Origin of the sequence: Streptomyces tremellae (assembly GCF_039540215.1) — a bacterium.
GTDB classification, from domain to species: domain Bacteria; phylum Actinomycetota; class Actinomycetes; order Streptomycetales; family Streptomycetaceae; genus Streptomyces; species Streptomyces tremellae.
The window spans coordinates 225,776-245,507 of the sequence record NZ_BAABEP010000002.1 but is presented as its reverse complement, the minus strand read 5'-3'; the positions used below and the strand labels follow the sequence as shown (position 1 = coordinate 245,507).

Below are 19,732 nucleotides of genomic sequence, written 5' to 3'. Positions count from 1 at the left end.
TGTTCAGCTGGCTCGTGAGTCTGCCGTACGGGCTCCAGTCACCGATGTCGACGGTCGCGCACGTTCCCGGCGGCTGATCCGGCGATGCCAGCGGCCGGCGGGCGGCAGTGCGTCGGCGCAGGCCCGCTCCAGTACGGCAAGGAACTCCTCGGGGTGCTGCGTGGGCAGCCGGTGTCCGCCGCCGGCGACGACGTGGAGCTGCGAAGTGGAGATCTGCGCGGCGAGCCGCAGCGCGTGGATGGGCGGGATGGTCTGGTCGTTCTCTCCGACGAGGATGTGGACCGGGATGCGCCCGAGGGCGTCGAGCTGGGCGGCGACGTCGTGCCGCATGAGGGCCTTGAACCAGCGGGCGGCGTGGTCGATCGGCGGCTGGGCGTAGGGACGCGGACGGACGAGTTCGCGGATGCGGTGGGCCGGCAGCGGGGCGTAGATGCAGACGGCGGCCATGACGTGGCGGGTGAGCCCGACCAGGCGCTTCAGCGGCGGGTGTTGGGGGCCCCAGAGGTCGAGGCCGCCGCCGGTGGTCGCGGCGAGGAGGACGGCGGTGACCTTGTCGCCGATGAGGTGCGGGTGCTGGGCGGCGAGCGTGAGGACGGCCATGCCGCCCATGGAGTGCCCGGCCAGCAGGACGGGCAGCCGGCCGGGGGCGGTGGCGGCGATGACGGCCTTGAGGTCGTCGGCGAGCAGCGGGATGGACGGCAGGGCTCTGCCGCCGGTGGAGTTGCCGTGCCCGCGCTGGTCGTAGCGGACGATGCGGGTGCGCGGCCGCGGGAAGTGGCGGACGTGCTCGTTCCAGACGGATGCGGCTGCCTGCCATCCGTGGGCCATGACCAGGACGAGGTCGGGGTCGCTGGGCCCGTCGACGTAGAGGGCGAGGCGGGCGCCATCGGGTCGGTGGAGCTCGGTGTGGGGCGTGGGAAGCGGTGCCATGGTCAACTCCGTTCGGGCAGGGGAAGGGTGACGTCGATGACGCCGGCGCTGGCGGTGGGGACGGTGACATCGCGGCGGCGCAGGATGCGCAGGGCGCGCCTGTTGGTGGCGCCGAACATCGCCACGACGGCGTCGCAGCGGGGGTCGACCATCGCCGAGTGGAGGGCGTAGTCGGTGAGCCAGGAGCCCAGGCCCCGGCCCTGCCACGGGTCGCCGACCAGGACGGCGAGCTCGAAGACGCCTGGGGTGCGCGTCTTCAGCAGGTGCGTGACGGCGACGGCGGTCTCGCGGTCGTCGCGCAGTGTGGTGATCCAACTGGTGCCTGCGGCGGGGTGGACGAGCCTGGCGAACTCGGACATCTTCAACTCCCGGCGTCCCGAGGCGTATCGGGCATAGCGGGTGTCGAGCGAGCAGCGGTGGTGCAGGGCGTTCACCCGGGCGAGGTCCCCCAGGTCCGCCCGGCGGGTAGTGAACGGCGGCTCGGGCTCCGAGGTCCGCTCAGCCGGGGATGGCGTCATGGTGCTCGGCGTGGACAATCCGCTGCTCCTTCGTCTGATCGGGGGCGCGCCGGGACGGAGGCGTGCCGAAGCAGGGAAAGGGTCCGGGCCGGGTCCTGTGGATAGAGGCCGCGACCGTCCGCTACTGGCGGGTTACCTATCTCTGGGCGGAGTTGCGCTTTCCGCGCTGTTTGCGCGCTATGGCACGGCGGGTTTCCCGGTTCGCCGCCGGGGGCTCCTCGTTCCAGGTGTCGTCGTCGACGACGACCTCCGTGGAGGTCAGGACGGTCTCCCAGCGGGTTCCTCGGGTTCCGGGGCGCTCGCCCCGCGGGGCGCTGCTCGGTCCGTTCACGTCGTGGCTCCTTGTCCGGGTCAGGTGGTCCGGCCGGCCCGGTCGCGGGCGGCTTTGCCTTCGGCGCGGCGGCAGTACTCAGCGGTTTTGCAGGGCCGGCAGGGGTCCTGGCCGGCCCGCAGGTGGCGGCGGTAGGCAGCGGGGGTCCCGCAGGGCTTGAGGTGGGTCTTGTGGCCGCGTCCGCGCCAGCCGGCCGGCGGGTGGCCGGCCGCGGCACGTTCTGCGCTGGTCTCTCCACCCCAGGTCCCCCACTCCCGGTTGTCGCGGGCCTGCGTCCGGCAGTGGGCGGCGAGCGGGCAGCCGGCGCACAGCCTTCTGGCGACGGATGCCTTGGCGTCGTCGTGGAAGATCTCGGGGTCGGCATCCGCGCAGGGGGTGGCGGCTTCCTGGTAGGCGAGGGTCGGGCTGCTCATGCCGCCGCTCCGGCACCTCGGGCGCTGGCCAGCCGGCGCAGCAGCGCGTCGCGCTGGTCGTAGAGGGCGTCGAGTTCGGGGTCGGTGATGGTGGAGGCGGTCTTCCGGCCGCGGCGGTCCACGCCGGAGGCGTCGGCGGGGGCCTGGTGCTCGGTGTTGGTGGACTTCACGGGTGTGCTGCTTTCGTTCGTGCGCGTCGGGTGCGAGAGGGCTCGCGGCGGCGTGGTCATGTGGGACGGGCCCGGCCGCGGCTCTTGCCCTCCAGGAGCGCGCGTCGGGTGAGCTGGAATCCGGTGGAGGCCGTCTCGCGGGTACGGACAGGCGCGTCTGCCGTACCGCGGGCGGGGGCGGGGACGCCGACCTGGGCGAGCGCCTGGCGGTAGCCGTCGCATCCGTCGTCCCGGGTGCGGACCGGCGTCTGGCCGGCGGTGGTGGGAGCGGACGTGCTCTTCAGCAGGGCACGGACCTGCTGGTAGCCGTCGCATCCGTCCTCGCGGGTGCGCACCGGCCCTTCGGGCGTGGCTGCAGGGGTGGTCGCCATCGAGGCCCGCGCGCGCTGGTAGCCGGCCGAGGCGTTCTCCCGGGTGCGGATCTCACCGCTCGGGGCCGCCTCGACGGGCGCGGGGGTGGGCTCGGCGGGCGCCGAAATCCGTGCGGCCCGCGAGCCGATCGGGAGGACCCGGATCTGGCGGACCGCTTCGGTGCCGACCGCGGCGTTGGCCTGGCGAATGAGCTGGGCGCTGATCAGACGGGCCTGCGTCGCCCAGGCGTGGGTGGCCGGGGCGAGGTCTAGCCGTCCGGTGTCCTTGTCGAAGGCCACGGCCCGCAGCTGCTCGGCGACCTCCGGCGTGGCGATCGTCTGCCACTGATCCATCACGGACCCGCCGGCCGCAGGGGTCTCCCAGCCGCGCTCGGCGACGAGCTGGGCCAGGGCGCCGCCGAGCCCCAAGGGGTCGCGGCCGTCGCGGCGGGCGGACGGCCGACGCCTCGGGGTCCGCTTGGGCGACGTGGTGGCGCCGCGCTCCTTGGCGGCCTTCTTCGCAGCGGCCAGGGCGACGCGTGCGAGGTCCACGCCAGTGGGCTCGTCGGTGCTCACGCCGGCCTCCAACCGTGGACGACGGTGCGGCCGAGGCGGGTGAGGCGCTGGACCTGGTCGACGAGGGCGGAGGTGAACAGGCGCCGGGCGTAGGTCTCTCCGCAGGTGCGGACGGTGGCGCGGATGAGGGCGGGGTCCTTGAGCGCGGCGGCGCGCAGTTCGATGACCTCGTCGCGGGTGAGCTGCTCGAGGGCGACCAGACCGTCATCGCCGACGGCGAGTTCACGCTCGTCGGGCCCCGGGGCGTCCGGCTGCTGCAGCTGGGCGAAGACGGCATCGACCTCGCGCGCCACGGCGCGGCTGGCGGGCCGGCGGCAGTCGCCCTCCCACCATTCGACGTGCCGGTCGTGCTCGGCGTGGCGTGAGTCCCGCCAGTGGTCGAGGATCGCGGTCCGCTTGGCGGGCGTGTCGTACAGCAAGTGGGCGCCCTTGAGGCGGTTGGCGAGGAAGCCGGAGGGGCGGTGGACACGGCGGGCCGGGGCTTCGAGGCCGATGACGGCGATGACCTCGGCGGTGCTCCATCCGGCGTCGGCGACGTGCCGCACGATCCAGGCGATCCGCGGGACGGCGGCGCGGTGGAGCCAGCCGACCTGCTGGATGAGCTCGGCGGCGAGCTGGTAGCGGCGGCCGATGGTGTTGAGCTTGCGGCGGGTGGGCTTCTTCGGGGAGGGGGACTTGTGCTGCCCGCTGGCGAGCTTGCTCTCAGAGGGAGAGGAGGTATCACCCGCAGTAGAAGAACTAGAAGTACTAACCACCATTGGGGTGCAAGACGAGGTCGCCGAAGGGGTCCTACCCGAACGGCGGTTGGACCGCTTTGTCCGCTTCTTGCGACGGGGTGGGCGGGCGGCTGCGTGGAGCTCCTGGAGCAGCGGCGTCTTCTCCGGGGAGAAGCCGTGCACGGCGCGGATGAGCTTGTCCGAGGGCCCGGTGCGCAGCCCTGCGGCGTCGTCGAAGACCTGGGGGATGGTGCGTACGAACTCGCTGGCCCGCCCGCCGGAGCCGGAGACGCGGGTGCCCTTGGAGCGATAGGTGAGGAGGCCGCTCTCCCGGAGCATGGCGAGGTGGTACTTGACCGTGCGCTCGGAGATCTTGAGCCACTCGACGAGGTTGCCGACGCTGGGGCGGCACTCGGTGAGGTGAGCGATCGCCTTCGCCATGCGCAGGGTGGTGCCGCCGAACTTCTTCGGCCCGTGGGGGCGCGCGGCCGCGTAGGGGCCGTACTTGTAGAACCAGTAGACGGCTTCGAGCCATGCCTCGCCGTTCGGCGCGATGCGTCCGTCGGTCGTGGACATCCACTGACCGCTGGAGGGCACGCGATGGCCGGCGACGTCGTGCTCCGCAGCCGGCGGCGCCGTGGCCGGCCGGGGTGTTGCAAGGGTCGTGGACAACGGAGTTCCTGGTTTTCGGGTGCGCGAAGTAGGCCCGTGGCGGGACGGGCCTGAAGGACGGGTGGCGCCGTGGTGGGCGGCGCCGGTTCAGCAGTCGATCGAGAAGGTCATCTGGACGGGCTCGGCCGTCTCCTGCCGCTCACGGGGACGGGACGCGTCTGCGGGGGCCGGCTGGCCAGCCGCTCCGGGGAGGTTCTCGGCGCGGGAGGCGAGGCGCTCGCGAGCCTGGGCCGTGGCGTTGGCCCGGGCGGCCTGAGTACGGGCGCGCAGGTCCTGCGCCCGGGCCGGTGTGCGGCACACAATGCGCGGGGCAGCCGGGTTCATCGCCTCTTCGGCGACGAGGTTCTGCAGTCGGCGTACGTTCTTGGGAGACAGGCCGGTGGCGTGGCGGACCCGGAGGTAACTGGCGCCGCGGGTGAGCATCTCGATGGCGATGAGCTCGGCGCGGGCGCGGTCGACGTTGTAGACCGGCCAGGGCCGTGCCGGTAGCACGGTGACCTTCTCGGTCGCCTCCTCTGGCGGGTCGGTGTCTTCGGCCACTAGGCACCGCCCTTGGCGGAGGCGAGGTCGGCTTCGACGACAACCCTCTTGGAGTGGCCGGTGGCCGGCCAGCAGGTGACGAGGGTGAGCTTCGCCTCGGTGGGGGTAGCGTCGGGGCGGCCGGGGACCTGGGCGATCACGTCAACGTCGGTCGGAGCGACGGTGTGCACGCGGGTGACGGTGTAGGTGTAGGTGATCCTGTGCGCCGTGGTCACCTGGATCAGGGCGCCGGCCTTGATGCGGTCGATGTTGCGGAAGGCTGGATCAGCAACGCCGGAGCGGTGGCCGGCCAGCGCGAAGTTCCCGATCTGCCCCGGCTGTTCGGTGGTCGGGAAGTGGCCGACACCGGCGCGCAGCTGCTTGTCGCCGACGCCGTCGTAGACGGGCTGGGCCCAGTCCTTGCCGAGGGCGGGGATGCGCAGAACCTCGCCGATGCGGCCGCCCGGGCCGCTTCCGGCCTTCCCGCCCACCGCATGCTCGCCGGTGGCGGCCGGGTTGTCGGCATTCCACTCCGAGAGAGTGCGGGCGGCGGCCACACGGGACTTGCCGGTGTTGTCCGCCTCCTTCTCATCCCCGTCGTCGGACGTGGCGGAGTCGGTCAGCGGGTCGGGGGTCTGTGCGGCGGCCGAGGACGCGGCGACCGAGGGTGCGGCGGAGGACTTCGAGACGGCCGGAGTGCTGGCGTCGGAGCCCTGACCGTGCTGCGCCCACAGCAGGGCGGCGAACGTGAGGCCCGTGGCGGCCACCGCAGCGATCGTGAGGCGGTGCCGGCCGGAACGGGTGGAGGCGGACTCGCGGGAGGCAGGGGCGTCGTTGGACTCGGAGGTGCTGGTGGTGCGGGGCATCGGTGGTTCCTGCGAGTGAGTGCGGCGCGGGCCGGGCGGCGGGGTGGTGGCCGGCTGAAAGCTGGTCACCACCCCGCCACCGCTCCGCGAGGGACGCGGTGCGCAGCGGCGGTCAGGCGCCGGTCTGCGGCAGGACGGGGATGGTGACCGGGCGCGGCTTCGGCTTCGGCTGCTCGGGGATCTTGACGTCCTTGACTGCGACGTCGGCCGTCTTGCCGTCGGTGACGGTCGCCTTCTGGTCAGGGGCGAGCTGGTAGCCCTCGACGGCCTTCACCTCGTGCACCGTGTACGTGCCGGGGGTCAGGTCGTTAGCCTCCCAGGTGCCCTGGGCGTCGGTCTTGCCCGTGACGACGGTCTTGCCGGCGCTGTTCTTGACCGCGAACTCGACGCCGGACAGCGGCTTCTTGGTGTCTGCCGCGGTCTTGGTGACGACCAGGCCGCCCTTGGGGCTCTCGGTCTTGAGCTGCACCCCGGCCTGGGCGCTCGAGGCGCCGCCGGCCAGCAGGAGACGCTGGGCCTTGCCGTCGTTCGGGGTGAGAGCGCGCAGCTGGGTGGCGGGCAGCGTCTTGGCCTGGGCCTTGAGGTCGACCATGCCGTCCTTGGCGGGAGTGATGGTCGCGGTGGCCACACCGTCGGCGTTGGTCGTGATGCTCCCGGCTCCGGCGGCCGCGCCGGAGACATCGAGGTCGAGCTTGACGCCGGGCACCTTGTGGCCGGAGGCGGAGGTGACGTCGAGGGTGACGGACGTCTTCACCCCGGGCTTGAGCGTGCCGTCGACCGGCTTGATGTTCACCTTGTAGGGGCCGGCGAACATGGCTGCTTCATTGAGGTAGCCGGTGGCCCACTTCTTCACCGACGGCGGGACGTTGGAGTAGCCAAGGCGCTCCAGGGCCCGCTTGCCGTCAGGCAGGGCGTACGTCGAGCCGGGTTCGAGGTAGGAGTAGACGACCGCGTCGACCGCGGCCGCCTGCTCGTCGCTCTTCGTCTGCCCGTACTTGCCGAGCACGTAGGCGGCGCGGGCGAGGTCCTCGGCGGACGCGGTCTTGCCGGTGGCCTTGGAGGTCCAGGAGGTGACGGGCAGCGCCGGCGCGTAGCCGCCGGCCGCGTCAGGGCCGGCGAGCTCGGGGTCTCCGCAGTAGGCCACGCCGTCGACGCCGGGGACGTTGTAGGCCCCGATGTGAGACGAGTCCGGCTTGCCGGAGCTGTCCGGTATCAGGTAGCCGGGTCCCCACTTGTCCGCAGCGGTCGCCTGCGGCGCGAGCAGGATGCCCGCACCCAGCGCCACCGCCGTGCCAAGCACGACCGGATACCGATTTCGGCGGGGGGCCTGCGGGCGGGGGCGGGTTGATGCCACACTCATCCAGATCTCCGTATCGGGGATAATGCACCGGACCCGACCACGTAATGGCCTAGGAACCTCGATGGCCGGGTCCGGTGGACCCGTCCCTCACGGAACGGGTAGTTCAGGGGTCAACAAAGAGGGCATAAGATCCGCGTTGGGATCCAGCCACTCGATCACCAGATGGAAGGTATCTTCTTCCAGTGATCTGATCAAGTGGCTAGAGTGTCCCCGCCCACCCCGAGCACGCTTCTGGAGTCCTCCCATGCCCGAACGAATCTTCAACGCCCAGAAGTTCCGGGCCGCGATTCAGGCAAGTGGGCTCAAACAGTCGGAAGTTGGCGAACCTCCCGTCAGTCTGGGCGAGTCGGTCATCTCCCGGTATGGCAGTGGTGCGGTCACCCCGCCGCCGGAGAAGCTGCCGGCCCTCGCCGCGCGGGTCGGTCTGCCGCTCGACGTCCTGGCCCCGCGCAGAGGGCTTCCCGACCTGAAGGACCTGCGCTGCGACGCCGGCATCCAGCAGAAGGACACTCCGCAGTACACCGGAACGAAGTCGGCGATGCCCGTGCGGGCCGCCGAGAACGGAATGCGCCGGCTGAAGGACGAGTTCGTCGCTCCGCTGGCAGAGGCGTACGGCGTGAGCGTGGAGGAGCTCAGAGCCGCCCAGGAGCGGTCGTTCGGCAATATGGTGCCGGCCGTGCGCAAGCCGGCGCCGCCGCGTTCCGCGGCGCTGGGCGCTCCGCAGACCGTCGCGGAGAAGATCACCTACCTGCTCGAGAGAACGTACGCGCGGCACGAGCGGCCTACCGACGCCGAGTTGGCCGACCGCGGCAACCAGAAGACCGGCCGGCCGATCCTCGATGAAGTCCTGGTGCGCGCGCTGCGGACAGGCAAGGAGAGCACCGGCGACGAGGCGATTCTCGGTGCGCTCGCCGCCGCCCTTGACGCGCCGCTGGTGTTCTTCACCAGCGACAGCCCCGACGAGGCCGCGCGGATCGTCGCCGGCATCCGCACGGTCCAGAACGGCGTCCGGGCCGCCCGGCACGGCGACGGCCCCCTGCCCCCCGAATGGCTCGACTTCATCGAGGCGTCCATCCGGGAAATCACCGGAGGCAAGTCGCCGGACGGTCCGGACAGCCAAGGCTGACCCGCCCCGAGTCAGAGCGTGACCGCGAGTTCTATCGTCTCCGTCCCCGCCCGCGCAGCCAGGGCCGCGTCCCACATGCGGCGGGCGCTCGGCGGGATCTCCTCGTCGGTGATGTCCTCGGGCCGGCTGAAGCGGAAAGCGCCGAGCTCGCTCTCCTGGAGCCGGATCGCCTGCTGCCGAGCCGCGGACAGCACGCCCCCGTCGAAAACGAAGTACTCGCGCGGCTCCCGTCCCGGCACCGACACAGTGGCGTGCACGAGCAGGCGGCCGATCTCCAGGTCGAGCCCCAACTCCTCCAGCACCTCACGGCGGCAGGCGTCCTTCGCGTTCTCCCCCGCCTCCACTCCCCCGCCGGGAAGGTTCCAGTACGGCTTGTAGACCGGGTCGACGATCAGCACCCGTCCCTGCTCATCGCAGATGACGGCGCCTGCGGACACGCTGGGGCGGTCGGTGGACTGGCTCATGCGCTGGCTCCTGGAGGTGGTTCGCGTACGGGTGTTCAGGCCTGGGCCGGGGCGCCGTGCTGGGAAGCGCCTTCGAGGATCTCCCAGCCCTCGTCCGCGCTGGTGCGGGTGTAAGCCGCGGACACGGCACGGAAGTGGGGCACCTCGACGGCAAGGTTCTTGCCGAAGTCGAAGGGGAGCGGGGCCGGCGCGCCCACGGGCTGGGTGAGGTAGGCCGCGCTGGCGGCACGGATCCACAGCGCTTCGGCCGTGATCCTCTTCCGCTCGGGCGTGCTGCCGTCGGCGCGCTGCCGGGCGAGTTCAGCCAGGTCGTGGGGCGCGTGGCGGCTGAGTTCGAGGATGACGTCCAGGATCTCGGTGATGTAGCGGTGCAGGCGAGCGGCCGGCGAGTCGTCGTAGCTGCTGTGCAGGTCACGCATCTTGTTGAGCTGCGCCATCGGGCCGAACCGCTCCAGCAGACGCCGGGGCCTCTGCCTGATGCGGCTCGGCTCGATTTGTGCGAGGTCACGCCACAAAGGGTGGATGGCCGCGAGGTGGGTCATCGTGTGCACGCGGTCGTTGGCGGCGCGGAAAGCCGGGGCGATCGCGCCGAAGCCCCACAGGAGGAAGGTCGTGTAGAGCAAGGTGTCGGTGACTGCTTCCTGGGCGAGGGAGAAATCCTCGGACACCGGGGTGACGGTGATCAGGATGACGTAGGCGATGCGCAGCAGGGCGTACACGACGGCCAGCACCATCGCGACGGCCATCATCCCCATGCCGATCTTCACGGCGCGCTGGGGTATCTGCTTGACCGCGCCGCCCCACTGCACGGCGCACACCGCGGCCGCGGCCGCGGTGTAGAGGTAGAAGAGGGACATGTAGATCGCCAGTCCCGGATCGCCGGCGTGCCGGCCCATGAAGTACGGGACATCGGCGACGACGTCGTCGAGCACGAAGGTGAACACCAGGGCCATCACGATGACGGTGCCCAGGGACGCCCGGGCCGCGATGCGGTGGACCAGCCGGGAGACGCGGACCGTGCGCGGCACGTGTGCGGAGGGCTCGGCGGTGGCGTAGACCGCGGTGATGTAGCGCAGCAGCACGCAGATGCCGGTGATGGCGAGCACGTGCTTGACCAGGTATGCCAGGTCGGGGATACCGAGGTCATTGATGAAGGTGCGTCCCAGAGTGGTCCTGGCGAGCCATGCCGCGGACAGCGCAGCGAAGGCTCCCCACAGCGACCTCTTGCGCCTGCGCCCCTTGAGCGCTGAGGGGGCTCTCATCAGTGCCTGCACCATCAGGAGAGCTGCGATGGCGTAGGCGAACGCGTCAGACATGTTTGTCCCAGGAGTTGCTAGGGCGGCCGAGGGGGTAACCGAAGTCCTCGGCGAGCCGGCGAGCGGTGGTGTCTTCGATGAACTCGGTCGTTCCGACGAGCTCGTGGATGCGGGCGGCCGCAGCCTCGGTGCGGATCTCCTTGTGGCTGCCGTAGTCGCGACGGGCCGACAGCTGGCCGTTCGCGATCATCCGCTCGACCATCTCGACCATTAGGCCGCCGCGGAGTTCGTCCAGCTCTCCGTCGGTGACGCCGTCGGCGTCGTCGACCCAGAGGTGGACGAGCTCGTGAAAGATGATCTGCCGGCCGTGGAACGTTTCGCGGGTTCCCGCGTGGAAAATGATGTCGAACGGCTGCGTCCGGTGCTTGATCCACAGACCGCAGACGCCGATCAGCCCGAGAAGCCGAGCCGGAATGGGTATGAGGTGGATCCGGCGCCCGCGGGCCTGCTCGATGTTGGCGATGAAGACGTCAAGGTCGAACGGGGTGGGGATGGGCATCGATCCGACGATCCGCGCCGTCTCTTGCCTGAGCGCCCGTCGCTGTCGCCTGCCCTGGCCACACGGGAGACCGATATTGCCGGTTCCTGCGGATATCCGTCGTGGAACCCACCTCGTCACCTTTCCTCCTCGCCCCTGCCCCGTTGTGCCGCAGGGCCACCCCGAGCAACCCAAACACGTGTTCTATTTCCGTGTCGAGTCGATAGGTGCGGCACCCGTCGCCCGCCGAGGCGACCCCCTTACCGCCATCGCCGAGAGTGACGATCTGACGGCGACCGTATGCAGTGGGCTGATCGCGCAGCGCACCGAGCGCGCCCACTATGTCCGGCCCTGCCGATCAAACGCAAGCATGAATTTCGTTTTCCCAGACGGAGGCGTCATTCCCGCACAGCTTCTTCCACAACGGCGGAATCCGACATCAGGCTCAACCCGGAAAGGGTGGAGCACCTCGGCGGAAGGGATGAAACAGGGATGTTTCCGCAGGTCATAAGGACCGCGAACATCTGCTGTACACCGTCGGGCCTGTGGGTCGACCGAGACGATGCGCATACTTCTCCCCGCTGCGGAAAGCCGTCCGAGTGGCAGCGGGCGCCCGCTCGTTCGCCGACTGGCGACAAACGCGCGGCGTCTCGACGGATTCTCCTGCGAGGCCTTCCGGAATGTGGACTTTCGCCGAGGACTTGCCCGAGGGATGGGTACTCTGCGTAATATCCCGACCGGCATCGACATCGGATGCCGAAGCGGTACGGGCGGTAGCGTCTGGCGCGACCTGAAGCGGCCGGAGCCATTCGGCCCGCCGTCTGCGCATCACGGTGCACCCCTGAAGTTCATGGCCCGGGGTCCACCTCAAGCGGAGGCTCCCCTTCTTGCCCGGTGAACCTAACCGCCTGCCACCGTTGCGTCAACTATAGTTTAGCTACTTCCGAGAGAGAGCAGCACATCGTGGCCCAAGCAGACGAGACGGCGGAGGGCGAGCCCCCCAAGCCGGCGCCTCCGGTTCCCGTTCCCGGCCCCGGTGCCAGCTTCGCCGACCGTCTGAACTACTTGTTCGACCGGGTGAGGCCCCCGGGGGCAGAAGAGTTCAGCAACGCGCACGTGGCCCGGACGATCTGCTCGTACGGTGAGGCAAGCATCACAGGCGCGTACATCGGGCAGCTCCGCAAAGGAGTCAAACTCCCCGGCTACCCGCTGCTCAAGCCGTTCGCGGATTTCTTCGGGGTCAAACCCTCGTTCTTCGTCGACGACGAGACAACCCGTAGGGTTACTGGCCAGTTCGAGTTGTTGCGTGAGCTCAGTCAGGCGGGCGTGAAGCAGGTCGCACTCCGTGCGATCGGGCTCTCCCCGCAGAGCCTCAACGAGGTGATGAAGAAGATCGAGGCCGTACGAGAGCAGGAAGGTCTGCCTCCCGCCCCGGACGAAGATCTTCCCTGACCTGCCACTACGCTTCGGCTCCAGGGGCTTTCGAGAGGAACACGCATGTGGCATGGCCGCCGTGCGCGCCGAACCGTGAACAAGGCTGCGGAGGTCGAACGGGTCAGCCGGGCCTTCGTGGAGGGCCTGGAGCTGCCGGCCGTCGACAGCGTCCTAGACCTGGCCCCGTTCATGGAGCAGATCACCGGCCGCGAGATCCGGCTCATGCCCTTCACACCGGACCTTTCGGACCCCGACTCCCTGGAGCCAGCCGCAGCCTGCGGCGCCTGGATGGCCACGGCCACGGCGGACTACCTCTTCTACGACGAGGGCGTCAGCCCCGCGTACACGGATGTCGTCGCCGGCCACGAGTTCGGGCACATGCTCCGGCACCGGGGGTCGAAGAAGTCCCTGGACGTCTCCAGCCTCGGCGGCCTCATCACGGACATCGACCCTGCCACTGCCCAGCTGGTCCTCGGCCGCACCCGCTTCACGGAGCCGGACGAGTACGAAGCCGAGATGATCGGCTCCCTCCTGCAGGAGCACGTCCGTAAGTCCCGAGCCGCGGCCGCCCGCGCGGCGAAGGCCGACGACCCCATCGCCCGCACGCTGCTGCGCTGACCGGAACAAGGCACCTTGAAAGACATACTTCACCCGCTGTGTCTGGCCATCGCCGGCACCGGGTTCCTTCTCCTGCTCCGCGACCTGGGCAAGCACCGGCGCAACCCCGCCCTGGTCGCCCTGGCCTTCACCTACGGATTCTCAGCGCTCAGCTACGTCACGTCGATCACCTGGGTGTGGGTACGCATCGACGGCTTCTTCGGCATCACGAACGTGGCCGTCCCAATCGCCCAGGGCTGCGTGGTCCTGGTCTTGGCGCTGCAGGCCAGCGTCCTGGCCCACTGGTCCATGCCCGTCGAAACCGCCCGCCGGCGTACCCGGCACCTGCTCATCGCGGCCGGTGTCGTCATCGCCGCGATGGCGGTGCTCTTCACCCTGCTGACCCCCACAGCGCAGCGCCCCGCGGACTTCTCGCTGTACTACGCCCACGACCCGTACTTCCAGGCCTACCTGCTGCTCTACATGGTGGCGTACAGCGTCGCCGAGGTGTACCTCGCCTGGTCCTGCTGGAAGTACGCCCGCACCACGTCGAACCGCTCCATCTCCACCGGACTGCGGCTCGTCGCGATCGGCGCGACCATCACCCTCGGCTACAGCGGGATCCGCATGGCCGGCGTGTTCGGCGGCATGCTCGACTTCAGCGTGAAGGGCCTCGACCCATACGCCTGGATCTGCGGCGACGTGGGCGCCACCTTGACCCAAATCGGCTATTTTCTGCCGACGCTGGCCCTGCGCCTGTCCTCGCTCCGCAACTGGATCAACACACACCTCACCTACCGGCGGCTGCGGCATCTGTGGGCCGCCCTCACCCAGGCCAATCCGGGCATCGCCCTCCTCCAGCCGGACCGGCAGCACGAAGCCATCCTCCAGGGCCGCAGCGTCAACTTCCCCCTGCTGCGTCGTAGCACCGAGATCCGCCACGGCCAGAAGCTGCTCCGCCGTTACCTGGACCCCGCGGTACTCATTGAGTCCGAAGCCCGGCGTCAGCGTGAAGGGCTCACCGGCGACGAGCTGGCAGCGGCCGTCACCGCCGACCAGATCAGCGCGGCCCTCGTGCGCCTCGCCGAGGACACGGCAGTCGACGCCCCGGCGGACTACGCCGACTCGAACCTGTCCTTGCCCGCCTACGAGGACGAGCTCCACCACCTCGAACGCGTCGCAGAGTTCTTCACCGCGCCCCGGACAGAAGCAACCGCCACCGATCCCACCAGCACCACATCAGGAGCCCGTACGTGATACTCCGCCGGACCGTGCTCGCCGCTGCGACGGCCCTCGCCGCGGCAACCGCCATGACCAGCCCGGCCAGCGCACGTCAGCGCGCCGTCAAAGACGCGCGTACTGCACCACTGCGCACGAGGTCCGCGAACGAGCAGCTTGCCGCTCTGCGTGAGCGCCGGATCACCAGCCGCGAGCTGCTGGAGCAGCACCTCAAACACATCGCCAAGGCGAACCCGCAGGTGAACGCCGTCGTCACCCTCGACGCCGACGGCGCCCGCGCGGCTGCCGACAAGGCCGACCGCCATCTCGCCTCGACCGGCAAGACGCTCGGCCCACTCCACGGCCTGCCGATGACAGTGAAGGACGCCCTCGAGGTCGAAGGGATCCGCACCACCTGCGGATCCCCCGCCCTGACCGACCATGTTCCCGACCGCGACGCGGACGTCATCGCGCTCCTGCGCGACGCCGGCGCGATCATCATCGGCCACACGAATGTGCCGACCATGTGCCAGGACATTCAGACGTCGAACCCCCTATTCGGCACGACCTCGAACCCCTTCGACGCCACCAAGACCGCCGGCGGCTCCTCCGGCGGCCCGGCAGCCGCTGTCGCCGCAGGGTTCACCGGCCTCGAAATCGGCTCCGACCTCGCCGGCTCGCTGCGCCTTCCCGCCGCGTACTGCGGGGTCTACGCCCTGCGCACCTCCCGCGGCGCCAGCCCGATCGTGCCCACCCGCGGTCACATCCCCCGCCTGCCCGGCTGGGCCACCAGCAGCGACATGATCACCCTCGGGCCGATCGCCCGCACCGTCGAGGACCTCGGCCTCCTCCTGGACGTCATCGCCGCCCCCTCTCCCGCGGACCGGGCCGGCTGGAACATCGACCTGCCGGCCCCGGCCAAGACCAAGCTCGGCCAGTTCCGGGTCGGCATCTGGGCCGACGACGCGTACTGCCATGTCGACGCCGAGACCCGCGCTCTCCTCGGCCAGGTCGCCAAGCTCGTACGCGGTCTCTGCGCCACCGTCGACGACTCCACCAGGCCCGTCGACTTCGCCGAGAGCGACAAGCTGTTCCAGCGCCTCATGTACGCCACGGCCTCGGCTACCTCCACCGACGCGGCGTTCGCGGCCGACGTCGCGGCAGCCGCGAAGGTCCCCGCCGACGACCCGAGCGGGCTGTACCTGCACTCCCGGACCATGCGCCACCGCGACTGGTGCGTCGCCGACGAGGCGCGCCAGGAACTCCGAGCGACCTGGGACCGCTACTTCGAGGAGCACGACATCCTCATCACCCCGGCAACGCCCACGGCCGCGGTGCCCGACCAAACCAGCACGCCTGCACCACAGCGGTACATCACCGTCGACGGTCAGAAGCGCTCGTACTACGACCAGACCAGCTGGCTCAACCTGACCAGCCCGGTCGGCTTGCCCTCCCTGGTGCTCCCCGCAGGCAAGACCGATGCCGGACTGCCGCTGGCCATCCAAATCATCGGCCCCTACCTGGGAGACCGCACCGTCCTCGAAGCCGCCAAGCAGCTCGCCCAGCGGCTGCCCCATCCCGCTCAGCCTCCCACGTTCGCCACCTGACCCCGCCCGGACGCCAGCGGTCTCACGTTCACCGAACGCCCCAGAAGCAAGGCTCTTCCCGCGGGTTTCGCCTGCAGTGTCCGTGGAGCGGGACATACAGATAGATGGTCGGCCCCGGCTGCCTTGCGGCCGACCATCTATCTGTCGAACAGGGGTGAGCTGCTCAGCCGAGGCCGGCGAGGTGGTCGAACTGACCGTCCTTCGCTCCGAGGATGGCCGCTTCAAGCTCCTTCTTGGTGAACACCAGCGGAGGGCCGTCAGGGTTGTGCGAGTCGCTGATCAGGATCCACTCCCCTTTGCGCCCGAACCTGATGCAGTTCCCACCACCGCCGCTCTCGAAGGTCGAGACCTGCCAGTCGACATCGCTCAGGTCAAGCGTGGACGGGTCGGGCTTCTTCAGAGTCACTGCAGCTCCTTAATCATCTTCTTGAATAGTCCTCGGGTGTCGTCTGGGTCCAACGCCCGCTCCCAGAGGCTGTTGAAGGCTTGGGTGTACGCATCCGTGTACAGCTCTTCGTCGAAGTACCCCGAGCTGACCATGTTCTCCAACCACACGACTGAGCGTGCCGGCTCGGGGAAGTGCATCACAACGAAGGCCCCAGACGTGCCAGGGTGGCAGTCCACTGACTCGGGCAGCACGCGGATGGAGTTCCTGGGCTTCTCGGACTCCACCAGCAGTCGTTCGAGCTGCCCCTTCAGGATTTCCTCGTCCTTGACCGTCTTCCGCAGGCCTTCCTCGTCGAGCAGGGCTCGGAACTCGCGCAGGGCGCCGTCGGCGATACGGCTCTGGCGGTCCATCCGGATGTCCACGAGTCCCTTGACGTCGGCAGGGCGGAGCCCGTCGCGCATCTTCGTGATGACGTACTCGGCGTATGGACGCGTCTGAAGAATGCCCGGCACCACCTTCGGCTCGTAATTGTCCTCGCCTCGGGCCCGCAGTTCGAGAGCGAGGAACCCTTCGAAGCGCATCGGCCCGAGCAGGTCGGCGTTCCGTCGCCACAGGGCCGGCCGTGGGCTGTTGGGGGTCGTTTCCGCCTGCAGGAGCGCCATCACCTCGCGCCGCTCGGCCGACTCGGCGTCCAGGCAGTTGAGAAGGGCTGCTGCGAGTTCCGGTGCTACGCGCTTCCGGCGGCCCCGCTCGAGCCTACTCACCGCGGAGCTGTCCAGGGAGAAGGGAGGATCGTGCCGTGCGAGGAGTTCGGCGACCTCGCCCTGCGTCAGGTCTCGTCGCTCACGCAACTGCCGGAAGAGTTCGCCGACTTCGCGGAGCATCAGCGACCCAGGAGCTTCGTTCCCATGCGACATGTTGCCCAGTGTGGCGGCTCGGCGAGATCCCTACAACCAATCTCTTCAGCAATTTGCTCAACCATGTTGCTTGGGGTGAGGTGTTGGGCCATCCTGGCCAGGGTCACGATCCGTGTCGGCACTGTCGCTCGTCACGGAACATGCCGCCGGCTGTGCGGACGCTGCTGGCTCCACCGCTGTCCGAGGAGGGCTACGAGGATGCCCCGTCCCACGCTGTTCCGCGTGTTAGTCCAGGAGCGCCAGTGGGACAACTGGGGTGTCTTTGCCTGCCATCTGGATCGGGCGGCGCGTGACCTGGCACGGAAGATCGACTCTCCCCACCTCTCCGGGGTCTTTGTTGCCCGGCGCACGTTCGACCGGTGGATGGCGGGCGAGTTGAAGGATACGCCCCAGCGTGACCACCAGGCGGTCCTGGAACACCTTTTGGGGTTCCCCTGCGTCGAGCTGTTCAGTCCGCCCCCTGCCGCTACCGGCCTGGCACGCGACGAAAGCGATGGCGGCCGGTCGTGCACCGATCAAGGTGGAGACGAACTCACCGCTCATCGACCCCGACGAGCGAGCCAGTACGACGTAGCCATGCTCGCGCTCGACGAGCGTCACGGAGGTTGATGTGCATACGACACGGATGACGCTGTTTCGTCAGCTTGTTCAGGAGCGCCACTGGACTACGGTTCAGACGTTCAATGCGCATTTCACCAACGCAGCGAAGGAGCTGGCCGATCGTACCGGCGAACGTCACCTCACGGGTGTGAGCGTCGCGCGCCGCACTTTCGACCGGTGGATGGCCGGTGAACTGCGGGGAATGCCCCAGCGGCACACCCGGGCCATCCTCGAGCACCTCTTCCAGCAGCCCGTCGCGCTCTTGTTCGCCACCGCGGAGGGCGTGGAACTGAAGGAACAGAAGGCCGCCGCCGAAGTCGAGCCGGCAGGTGCGCCGCGCTCGCAGGCTGCCGTCGCTCGCAGCGAGGGCACCTTCGACGACCCGCTGGCTGTGATCACCCAGACCGAGTTACTGACGCAGTCCAGCACAGGCACGGCCGTGCTGGACCACTTCAGGGGAGAAATCCAGGAAATCGTCGACCGCTACGAGACGCAGGGCCCACAGGCATTGGCCGGCCAGACCCGGTCCCTGCACGGGCAACTCAGCACCCGTTTGCACGGCCAACACCTGCCGACGGTGCAAACCGAGCTGTTCAGGCTCACCGGACAGGCAGCGGGCCTCCTGGCGTACATGGCCGTCAACGCCGGAGCTAAGCCGGCCGTCGCGGAAGCGTACTGCGCGCAGGCCGAGACCTTGGCCGAGCACGTCGGGGACACACAGCTGCAGATGTGGGCCGCCGGTACCCGGTCGCTGAGCCTGTACTACCAGCAGCGATACGCCGAGGCCGACGCGGCCGCGGCCGCGGGAGTCGACCTGGCGCCCAACAACGACCAGGCCATCAGGCTTCTGGTCAACGGACGAGCACGGGCTCTGGCTCGTCTCGGCAACCGACGGGGCGCGGAGCGGGCCATCGGCAGAGCGCTGGACCTCTCCGAACAGCAGCCGTCCCTGCCCACCGGAATCACGTCGTGTATCTCCTTCGCCCCCTACAGCCTGGCCCGGACCTTGGCCAACGAGATCACCGCGCGGTTGTCCCTCGGCGACACCGGCGAGGTCTTCTCCTGCGCGGAGCAGATCGACGGACTGATCGAGGAATCGGACTCCGAGTGGAGCCGGGCGCTGGTCCGGCTCGATGTCGCCGCGGCGCTCCTGGAGCACAGGCAGCCGGAGGTGGAGCACGCCATGGCGCTTGGGCGGAGCGCGCTCCACGCCGGCACCACCGCGCCCATCACGTCCGTGTGGCAGAGGGCGAACGAGCTGTACGAGAAGGCCGGGCGCTGGCACACCGAGCCTGATGTCGGTGACTATGCCGAGGAACTTCGGACCTGGCGCTCTCGTCCCCAGGCCAAATCGATCGTCAGCGGCTCGGCGTAGAGCTCGCACCGCACGAGTTAGGAGAGCCGTGACGCCCGAGCTGGACGTCTTCCCCGGGGCGTTTCCACCCCTCCCGCCGCCCGACCTCGACAGCCCCGACCTGCTCGTCGACCACGACTGGCGAGCGTTCACCGCTGTCGAGCGGATGAAGAACCACTGGGCACGCCCGGGGTGGCCGGAGGGGTTCCGCGCCTACTACTGGATGTTGACGTTCCCCGATGCCGACGAGCTGACGAGCCGCGCGCGACAGTGCCAGGACGCGCTCGCGCACCTGGGCATGGACCGCGTCCCCGATGACGGGCTGCATGTGACGTTGACCCGCGTCGGTAGTGCCGACCAGGTGTCCAACGACCAGCTGCAGCTCCTTGCCGACCTGGCCGAAGAGGTGCCGCTGACGGCCTTCGAGGTCGTTGCCCATCCGATGGCTGGATCCAAGGGAGCCGTCCGGTTCACCCTCGCGCCGTGGTCACCGCTGGTCCGTCTCCATGCGGCGCTCAGCGAGGTCGGACGACGCGCGAACGTCCCCGGGGGCAAGCCCACCTCGGCCTTCCGGCCACACCTGGGCGTGCAGTACAGCAACCGGGAGCGTCCCGCCGCTCCCGTCATCGAGAGCGTGGCTCGCCTGCGCACGCTTGAGCCGGTGTCCTTGGAGATCGACCGCGTAGATCTCGTCGAACTCTGGCGTACGACCGAGCCCTTGCCTGCCTATCGATGGCGGGTCGTTCGCAGCGTCCCTCTGTCTCCGCGGTCGACCTCGCGTGCCCTCTCCGGGCCGCAGCCGGGCTGACCGA

General features: G+C 69.6%; 23 protein-coding genes. 7 read left to right on the top strand and 16 right to left on the bottom strand.

The features are described 5' to 3' along the window. Window positions 1-3: 3 nt before the first annotated feature. The 10 genes from ABEA77_RS03250 to ABEA77_RS03205 all read right to left on the bottom strand — a co-directional run bounded on the left by ABEA77_RS03250 (window position 4) and on the right by ABEA77_RS03205 (window position 7,361). Window positions 4-930 carry an alpha/beta fold hydrolase gene (locus ABEA77_RS03250; RefSeq protein WP_345640827.1) on the bottom strand — a complete coding sequence of 309 codons (927 nt, stop codon included), beginning with the start codon at window positions 928-930 and terminating at the stop codon, window positions 4-6. Between the two features lie 2 nt (window positions 931-932). After that, window positions 933-1,466, bottom strand: a complete 534-nt coding sequence (locus ABEA77_RS03245; RefSeq protein WP_345640825.1) for a GNAT family N-acetyltransferase — start codon at window positions 1,464-1,466, stop codon at window positions 933-935. 118 nt (window positions 1,467-1,584) lie between these two features. After that, window positions 1,585-1,779 carry a hypothetical protein gene (locus ABEA77_RS03240; RefSeq protein ID WP_345640823.1) on the bottom strand — a complete coding sequence of 65 codons (195 nt, stop codon included), beginning with the start codon at window positions 1,777-1,779 and terminating at the stop codon, window positions 1,585-1,587. 20 nt (window positions 1,780-1,799) lie between these two features. Further along, window positions 1,800-2,192: a WhiB family transcriptional regulator gene (locus ABEA77_RS03235; protein WP_345640820.1), complete on the bottom strand. Its 393-nt coding sequence runs from the start codon at window positions 2,190-2,192 to the stop codon at window positions 1,800-1,802. Beyond that, on the bottom strand, window positions 2,189-2,362 hold the full coding sequence (locus ABEA77_RS03230; protein WP_345640817.1) for a hypothetical protein: 174 nt from the start codon (window positions 2,360-2,362) through the stop codon (window positions 2,189-2,191). The genes ABEA77_RS03235 and ABEA77_RS03230 overlap by 4 nt, the downstream gene beginning before the upstream one ends. Before the next feature lie 56 nt (window positions 2,363-2,418). Further along, the gene (locus tag ABEA77_RS03225; RefSeq protein ID WP_345640814.1) at window positions 2,419-3,288 is read right to left on the bottom strand and encodes a DciA family protein; all 870 of its coding nucleotides are present in this window, start codon (window positions 3,286-3,288) and stop codon (window positions 2,419-2,421) included. Then, complete coding sequence (locus ABEA77_RS03220; RefSeq protein WP_345640811.1) at window positions 3,285-4,580, bottom strand: helix-turn-helix domain-containing protein; 1,296 nt, start codon at window positions 4,578-4,580, stop codon at window positions 3,285-3,287. The genes ABEA77_RS03225 and ABEA77_RS03220 overlap by 4 nt, the downstream gene beginning before the upstream one ends. A 183-nt stretch (window positions 4,581-4,763) precedes the next feature. Then, window positions 4,764-5,216 (bottom strand): hypothetical protein, encoded by a 453-nt coding sequence (locus tag ABEA77_RS03215; protein ID WP_345640808.1) that lies wholly within the window; start codon window positions 5,214-5,216, stop codon window positions 4,764-4,766. Next, a complete protein-coding gene (locus ABEA77_RS03210) occupies window positions 5,216-6,061 on the bottom strand; it encodes a sortase (protein WP_345640805.1) in 846 nt (281 codons plus the stop codon). Before ABEA77_RS03210 ends, ABEA77_RS03215 begins: the two co-directional genes overlap by 1 nt. Window positions 6,062-6,173: 112 nt before the next feature. Further along, window positions 6,174-7,361, bottom strand: coding sequence for a SpaA isopeptide-forming pilin-related protein (locus ABEA77_RS03205; RefSeq protein ID WP_345640802.1), 1,188 nt, complete (start codon window positions 7,359-7,361; stop codon window positions 6,174-6,176). Window positions 7,362-7,665: 304 nt separating this feature from the next. On the opposite strand from ABEA77_RS03205, the gene ABEA77_RS03200 reads away from it, so the two are divergent. Continuing rightward, window positions 7,666-8,547 carry a helix-turn-helix transcriptional regulator gene (locus tag ABEA77_RS03200; protein ID WP_345640799.1) on the top strand — a complete coding sequence of 294 codons (882 nt, stop codon included), beginning with the start codon at window positions 7,666-7,668 and terminating at the stop codon, window positions 8,545-8,547. 11 nt (window positions 8,548-8,558) lie between these two features. On the opposite strand, the gene ABEA77_RS03195 is transcribed toward ABEA77_RS03200, so the two are convergent. Genes ABEA77_RS03195 through ABEA77_RS03185 form a run of 3 tightly spaced genes read right to left on the bottom strand, consistent with a single transcriptional unit; the run spans window position 8,559 to window position 10,826 of the window. Beyond that, complete coding sequence (locus ABEA77_RS03195) at window positions 8,559-9,011, bottom strand: NUDIX domain-containing protein (RefSeq protein WP_345640796.1); 453 nt, start codon at window positions 9,009-9,011, stop codon at window positions 8,559-8,561. Window positions 9,012-9,046: 35 nt separating this feature from the next. After that, window positions 9,047-10,327, bottom strand: a complete 1,281-nt coding sequence (locus ABEA77_RS03190) for an MAB_1171c family putative transporter (protein ID WP_345640793.1) — start codon at window positions 10,325-10,327, stop codon at window positions 9,047-9,049. Continuing rightward, a complete protein-coding gene (locus ABEA77_RS03185; protein WP_060880442.1) occupies window positions 10,320-10,826 on the bottom strand; it encodes a hypothetical protein in 507 nt (168 codons plus the stop codon). Before ABEA77_RS03185 ends, ABEA77_RS03190 begins: the two co-directional genes overlap by 8 nt. Before the next feature lie 942 nt (window positions 10,827-11,768). Here ABEA77_RS03185 and ABEA77_RS03180 point away from each other — a divergent pair. From ABEA77_RS03180 to ABEA77_RS03165, 4 genes are all read left to right on the top strand, one after another. Then, complete coding sequence (locus ABEA77_RS03180) at window positions 11,769-12,257, top strand: hypothetical protein (RefSeq protein ID WP_086755041.1); 489 nt, start codon at window positions 11,769-11,771, stop codon at window positions 12,255-12,257. A gap of 75 nt (window positions 12,258-12,332) precedes the next feature. Further along, window positions 12,333-12,857, top strand: a complete 525-nt coding sequence (locus ABEA77_RS03175; protein ID WP_234374020.1) for a hypothetical protein — start codon at window positions 12,333-12,335, stop codon at window positions 12,855-12,857. A gap of 15 nt (window positions 12,858-12,872) precedes the next feature. After that, window positions 12,873-14,093 (top strand): MAB_1171c family putative transporter, encoded by a 1,221-nt coding sequence (locus ABEA77_RS03170; protein WP_345640782.1) that lies wholly within the window; start codon window positions 12,873-12,875, stop codon window positions 14,091-14,093. Beyond that, on the top strand, window positions 14,090-15,661 hold the full coding sequence (locus ABEA77_RS03165; protein WP_345640780.1) for an amidase family protein: 1,572 nt from the start codon (window positions 14,090-14,092) through the stop codon (window positions 15,659-15,661). Before ABEA77_RS03170 ends, ABEA77_RS03165 begins: the two co-directional genes overlap by 4 nt. A 163-nt stretch (window positions 15,662-15,824) precedes the next feature. Here the strand turns inward: ABEA77_RS03165 and ABEA77_RS03160 are convergent, their stop codons facing one another. The 3 genes from ABEA77_RS03160 to ABEA77_RS03150 all read right to left on the bottom strand — a co-directional run bounded on the left by ABEA77_RS03160 (window position 15,825) and on the right by ABEA77_RS03150 (window position 17,566). Further along, window positions 15,825-16,067: a DUF397 domain-containing protein gene (locus tag ABEA77_RS03160; RefSeq protein ID WP_345640777.1), complete on the bottom strand. Its 243-nt coding sequence runs from the start codon at window positions 16,065-16,067 to the stop codon at window positions 15,825-15,827. Beyond that, window positions 16,064-16,966, bottom strand: coding sequence for a helix-turn-helix domain-containing protein (locus ABEA77_RS03155; protein ID WP_345640774.1), 903 nt, complete (start codon window positions 16,964-16,966; stop codon window positions 16,064-16,066). Before ABEA77_RS03155 ends, ABEA77_RS03160 begins: the two co-directional genes overlap by 4 nt. Window positions 16,967-17,191: 225 nt before the next feature. After that, window positions 17,192-17,566 carry a hypothetical protein gene (locus ABEA77_RS03150; protein WP_345640771.1) on the bottom strand — a complete coding sequence of 125 codons (375 nt, stop codon included), beginning with the start codon at window positions 17,564-17,566 and terminating at the stop codon, window positions 17,192-17,194. A gap of 25 nt (window positions 17,567-17,591) precedes the next feature. On the opposite strand from ABEA77_RS03150, the gene ABEA77_RS03145 reads away from it, so the two are divergent. Together ABEA77_RS03145 and ABEA77_RS03140 are read left to right on the top strand one after the other, a co-directional pair. Beyond that, on the top strand, window positions 17,592-18,941 hold the full coding sequence (locus tag ABEA77_RS03145) for an NsdA family TPR-like regulatory protein (protein ID WP_345640769.1): 1,350 nt from the start codon (window positions 17,592-17,594) through the stop codon (window positions 18,939-18,941). A gap of 28 nt (window positions 18,942-18,969) precedes the next feature. After that, a complete protein-coding gene (locus ABEA77_RS03140) occupies window positions 18,970-19,728 on the top strand; it encodes a 2'-5' RNA ligase family protein (protein ID WP_345640767.1) in 759 nt (252 codons plus the stop codon). Window positions 19,729-19,732 lie beyond the last annotated feature (4 nt).

Bases quoted from the DNA above. Each gene is read 5' to 3' on its own strand.
- ABEA77_RS03250 (WP_345640827.1), bottom strand. From the start codon at position 930: ATGGCACCGCTTCCCACGCCCCACACCGAGCTCCACCGACCCGATGGC.
- ABEA77_RS03235 (WP_345640820.1), bottom strand. From the start codon at position 2,192: ATGAGCAGCCCGACCCTCGCCTACCAGGAAGCCGCCACCCCCTGCGCG.
- ABEA77_RS03220 (WP_345640811.1), bottom strand. From the start codon at position 4,580: ATGTCCACGACCGACGGACGCATCGCGCCGAACGGCGAGGCATGGCTC.
- ABEA77_RS03210 (WP_345640805.1), bottom strand. From the start codon at position 6,061: ATGCCCCGCACCACCAGCACCTCCGAGTCCAACGACGCCCCTGCCTCC.
- ABEA77_RS03200 (WP_345640799.1), top strand. From the start codon at position 7,666: ATGCCCGAACGAATCTTCAACGCCCAGAAGTTCCGGGCCGCGATTCAG.
- ABEA77_RS03195 (WP_345640796.1), bottom strand. From the start codon at position 9,011: ATGAGCCAGTCCACCGACCGCCCCAGCGTGTCCGCAGGCGCCGTCATC.
- ABEA77_RS03190 (WP_345640793.1), bottom strand. From the start codon at position 10,327: ATGTCTGACGCGTTCGCCTACGCCATCGCAGCTCTCCTGATGGTGCAG.
- ABEA77_RS03185 (WP_060880442.1), bottom strand. From the start codon at position 10,826: ATGCCCATCCCCACCCCGTTCGACCTTGACGTCTTCATCGCCAACATC.
- ABEA77_RS03155 (WP_345640774.1), bottom strand. From the start codon at position 16,966: ATGTCGCATGGGAACGAAGCTCCTGGGTCGCTGATGCTCCGCGAAGTC.
- ABEA77_RS03145 (WP_345640769.1), top strand. From the start codon at position 17,592: ATGACGCTGTTTCGTCAGCTTGTTCAGGAGCGCCACTGGACTACGGTT.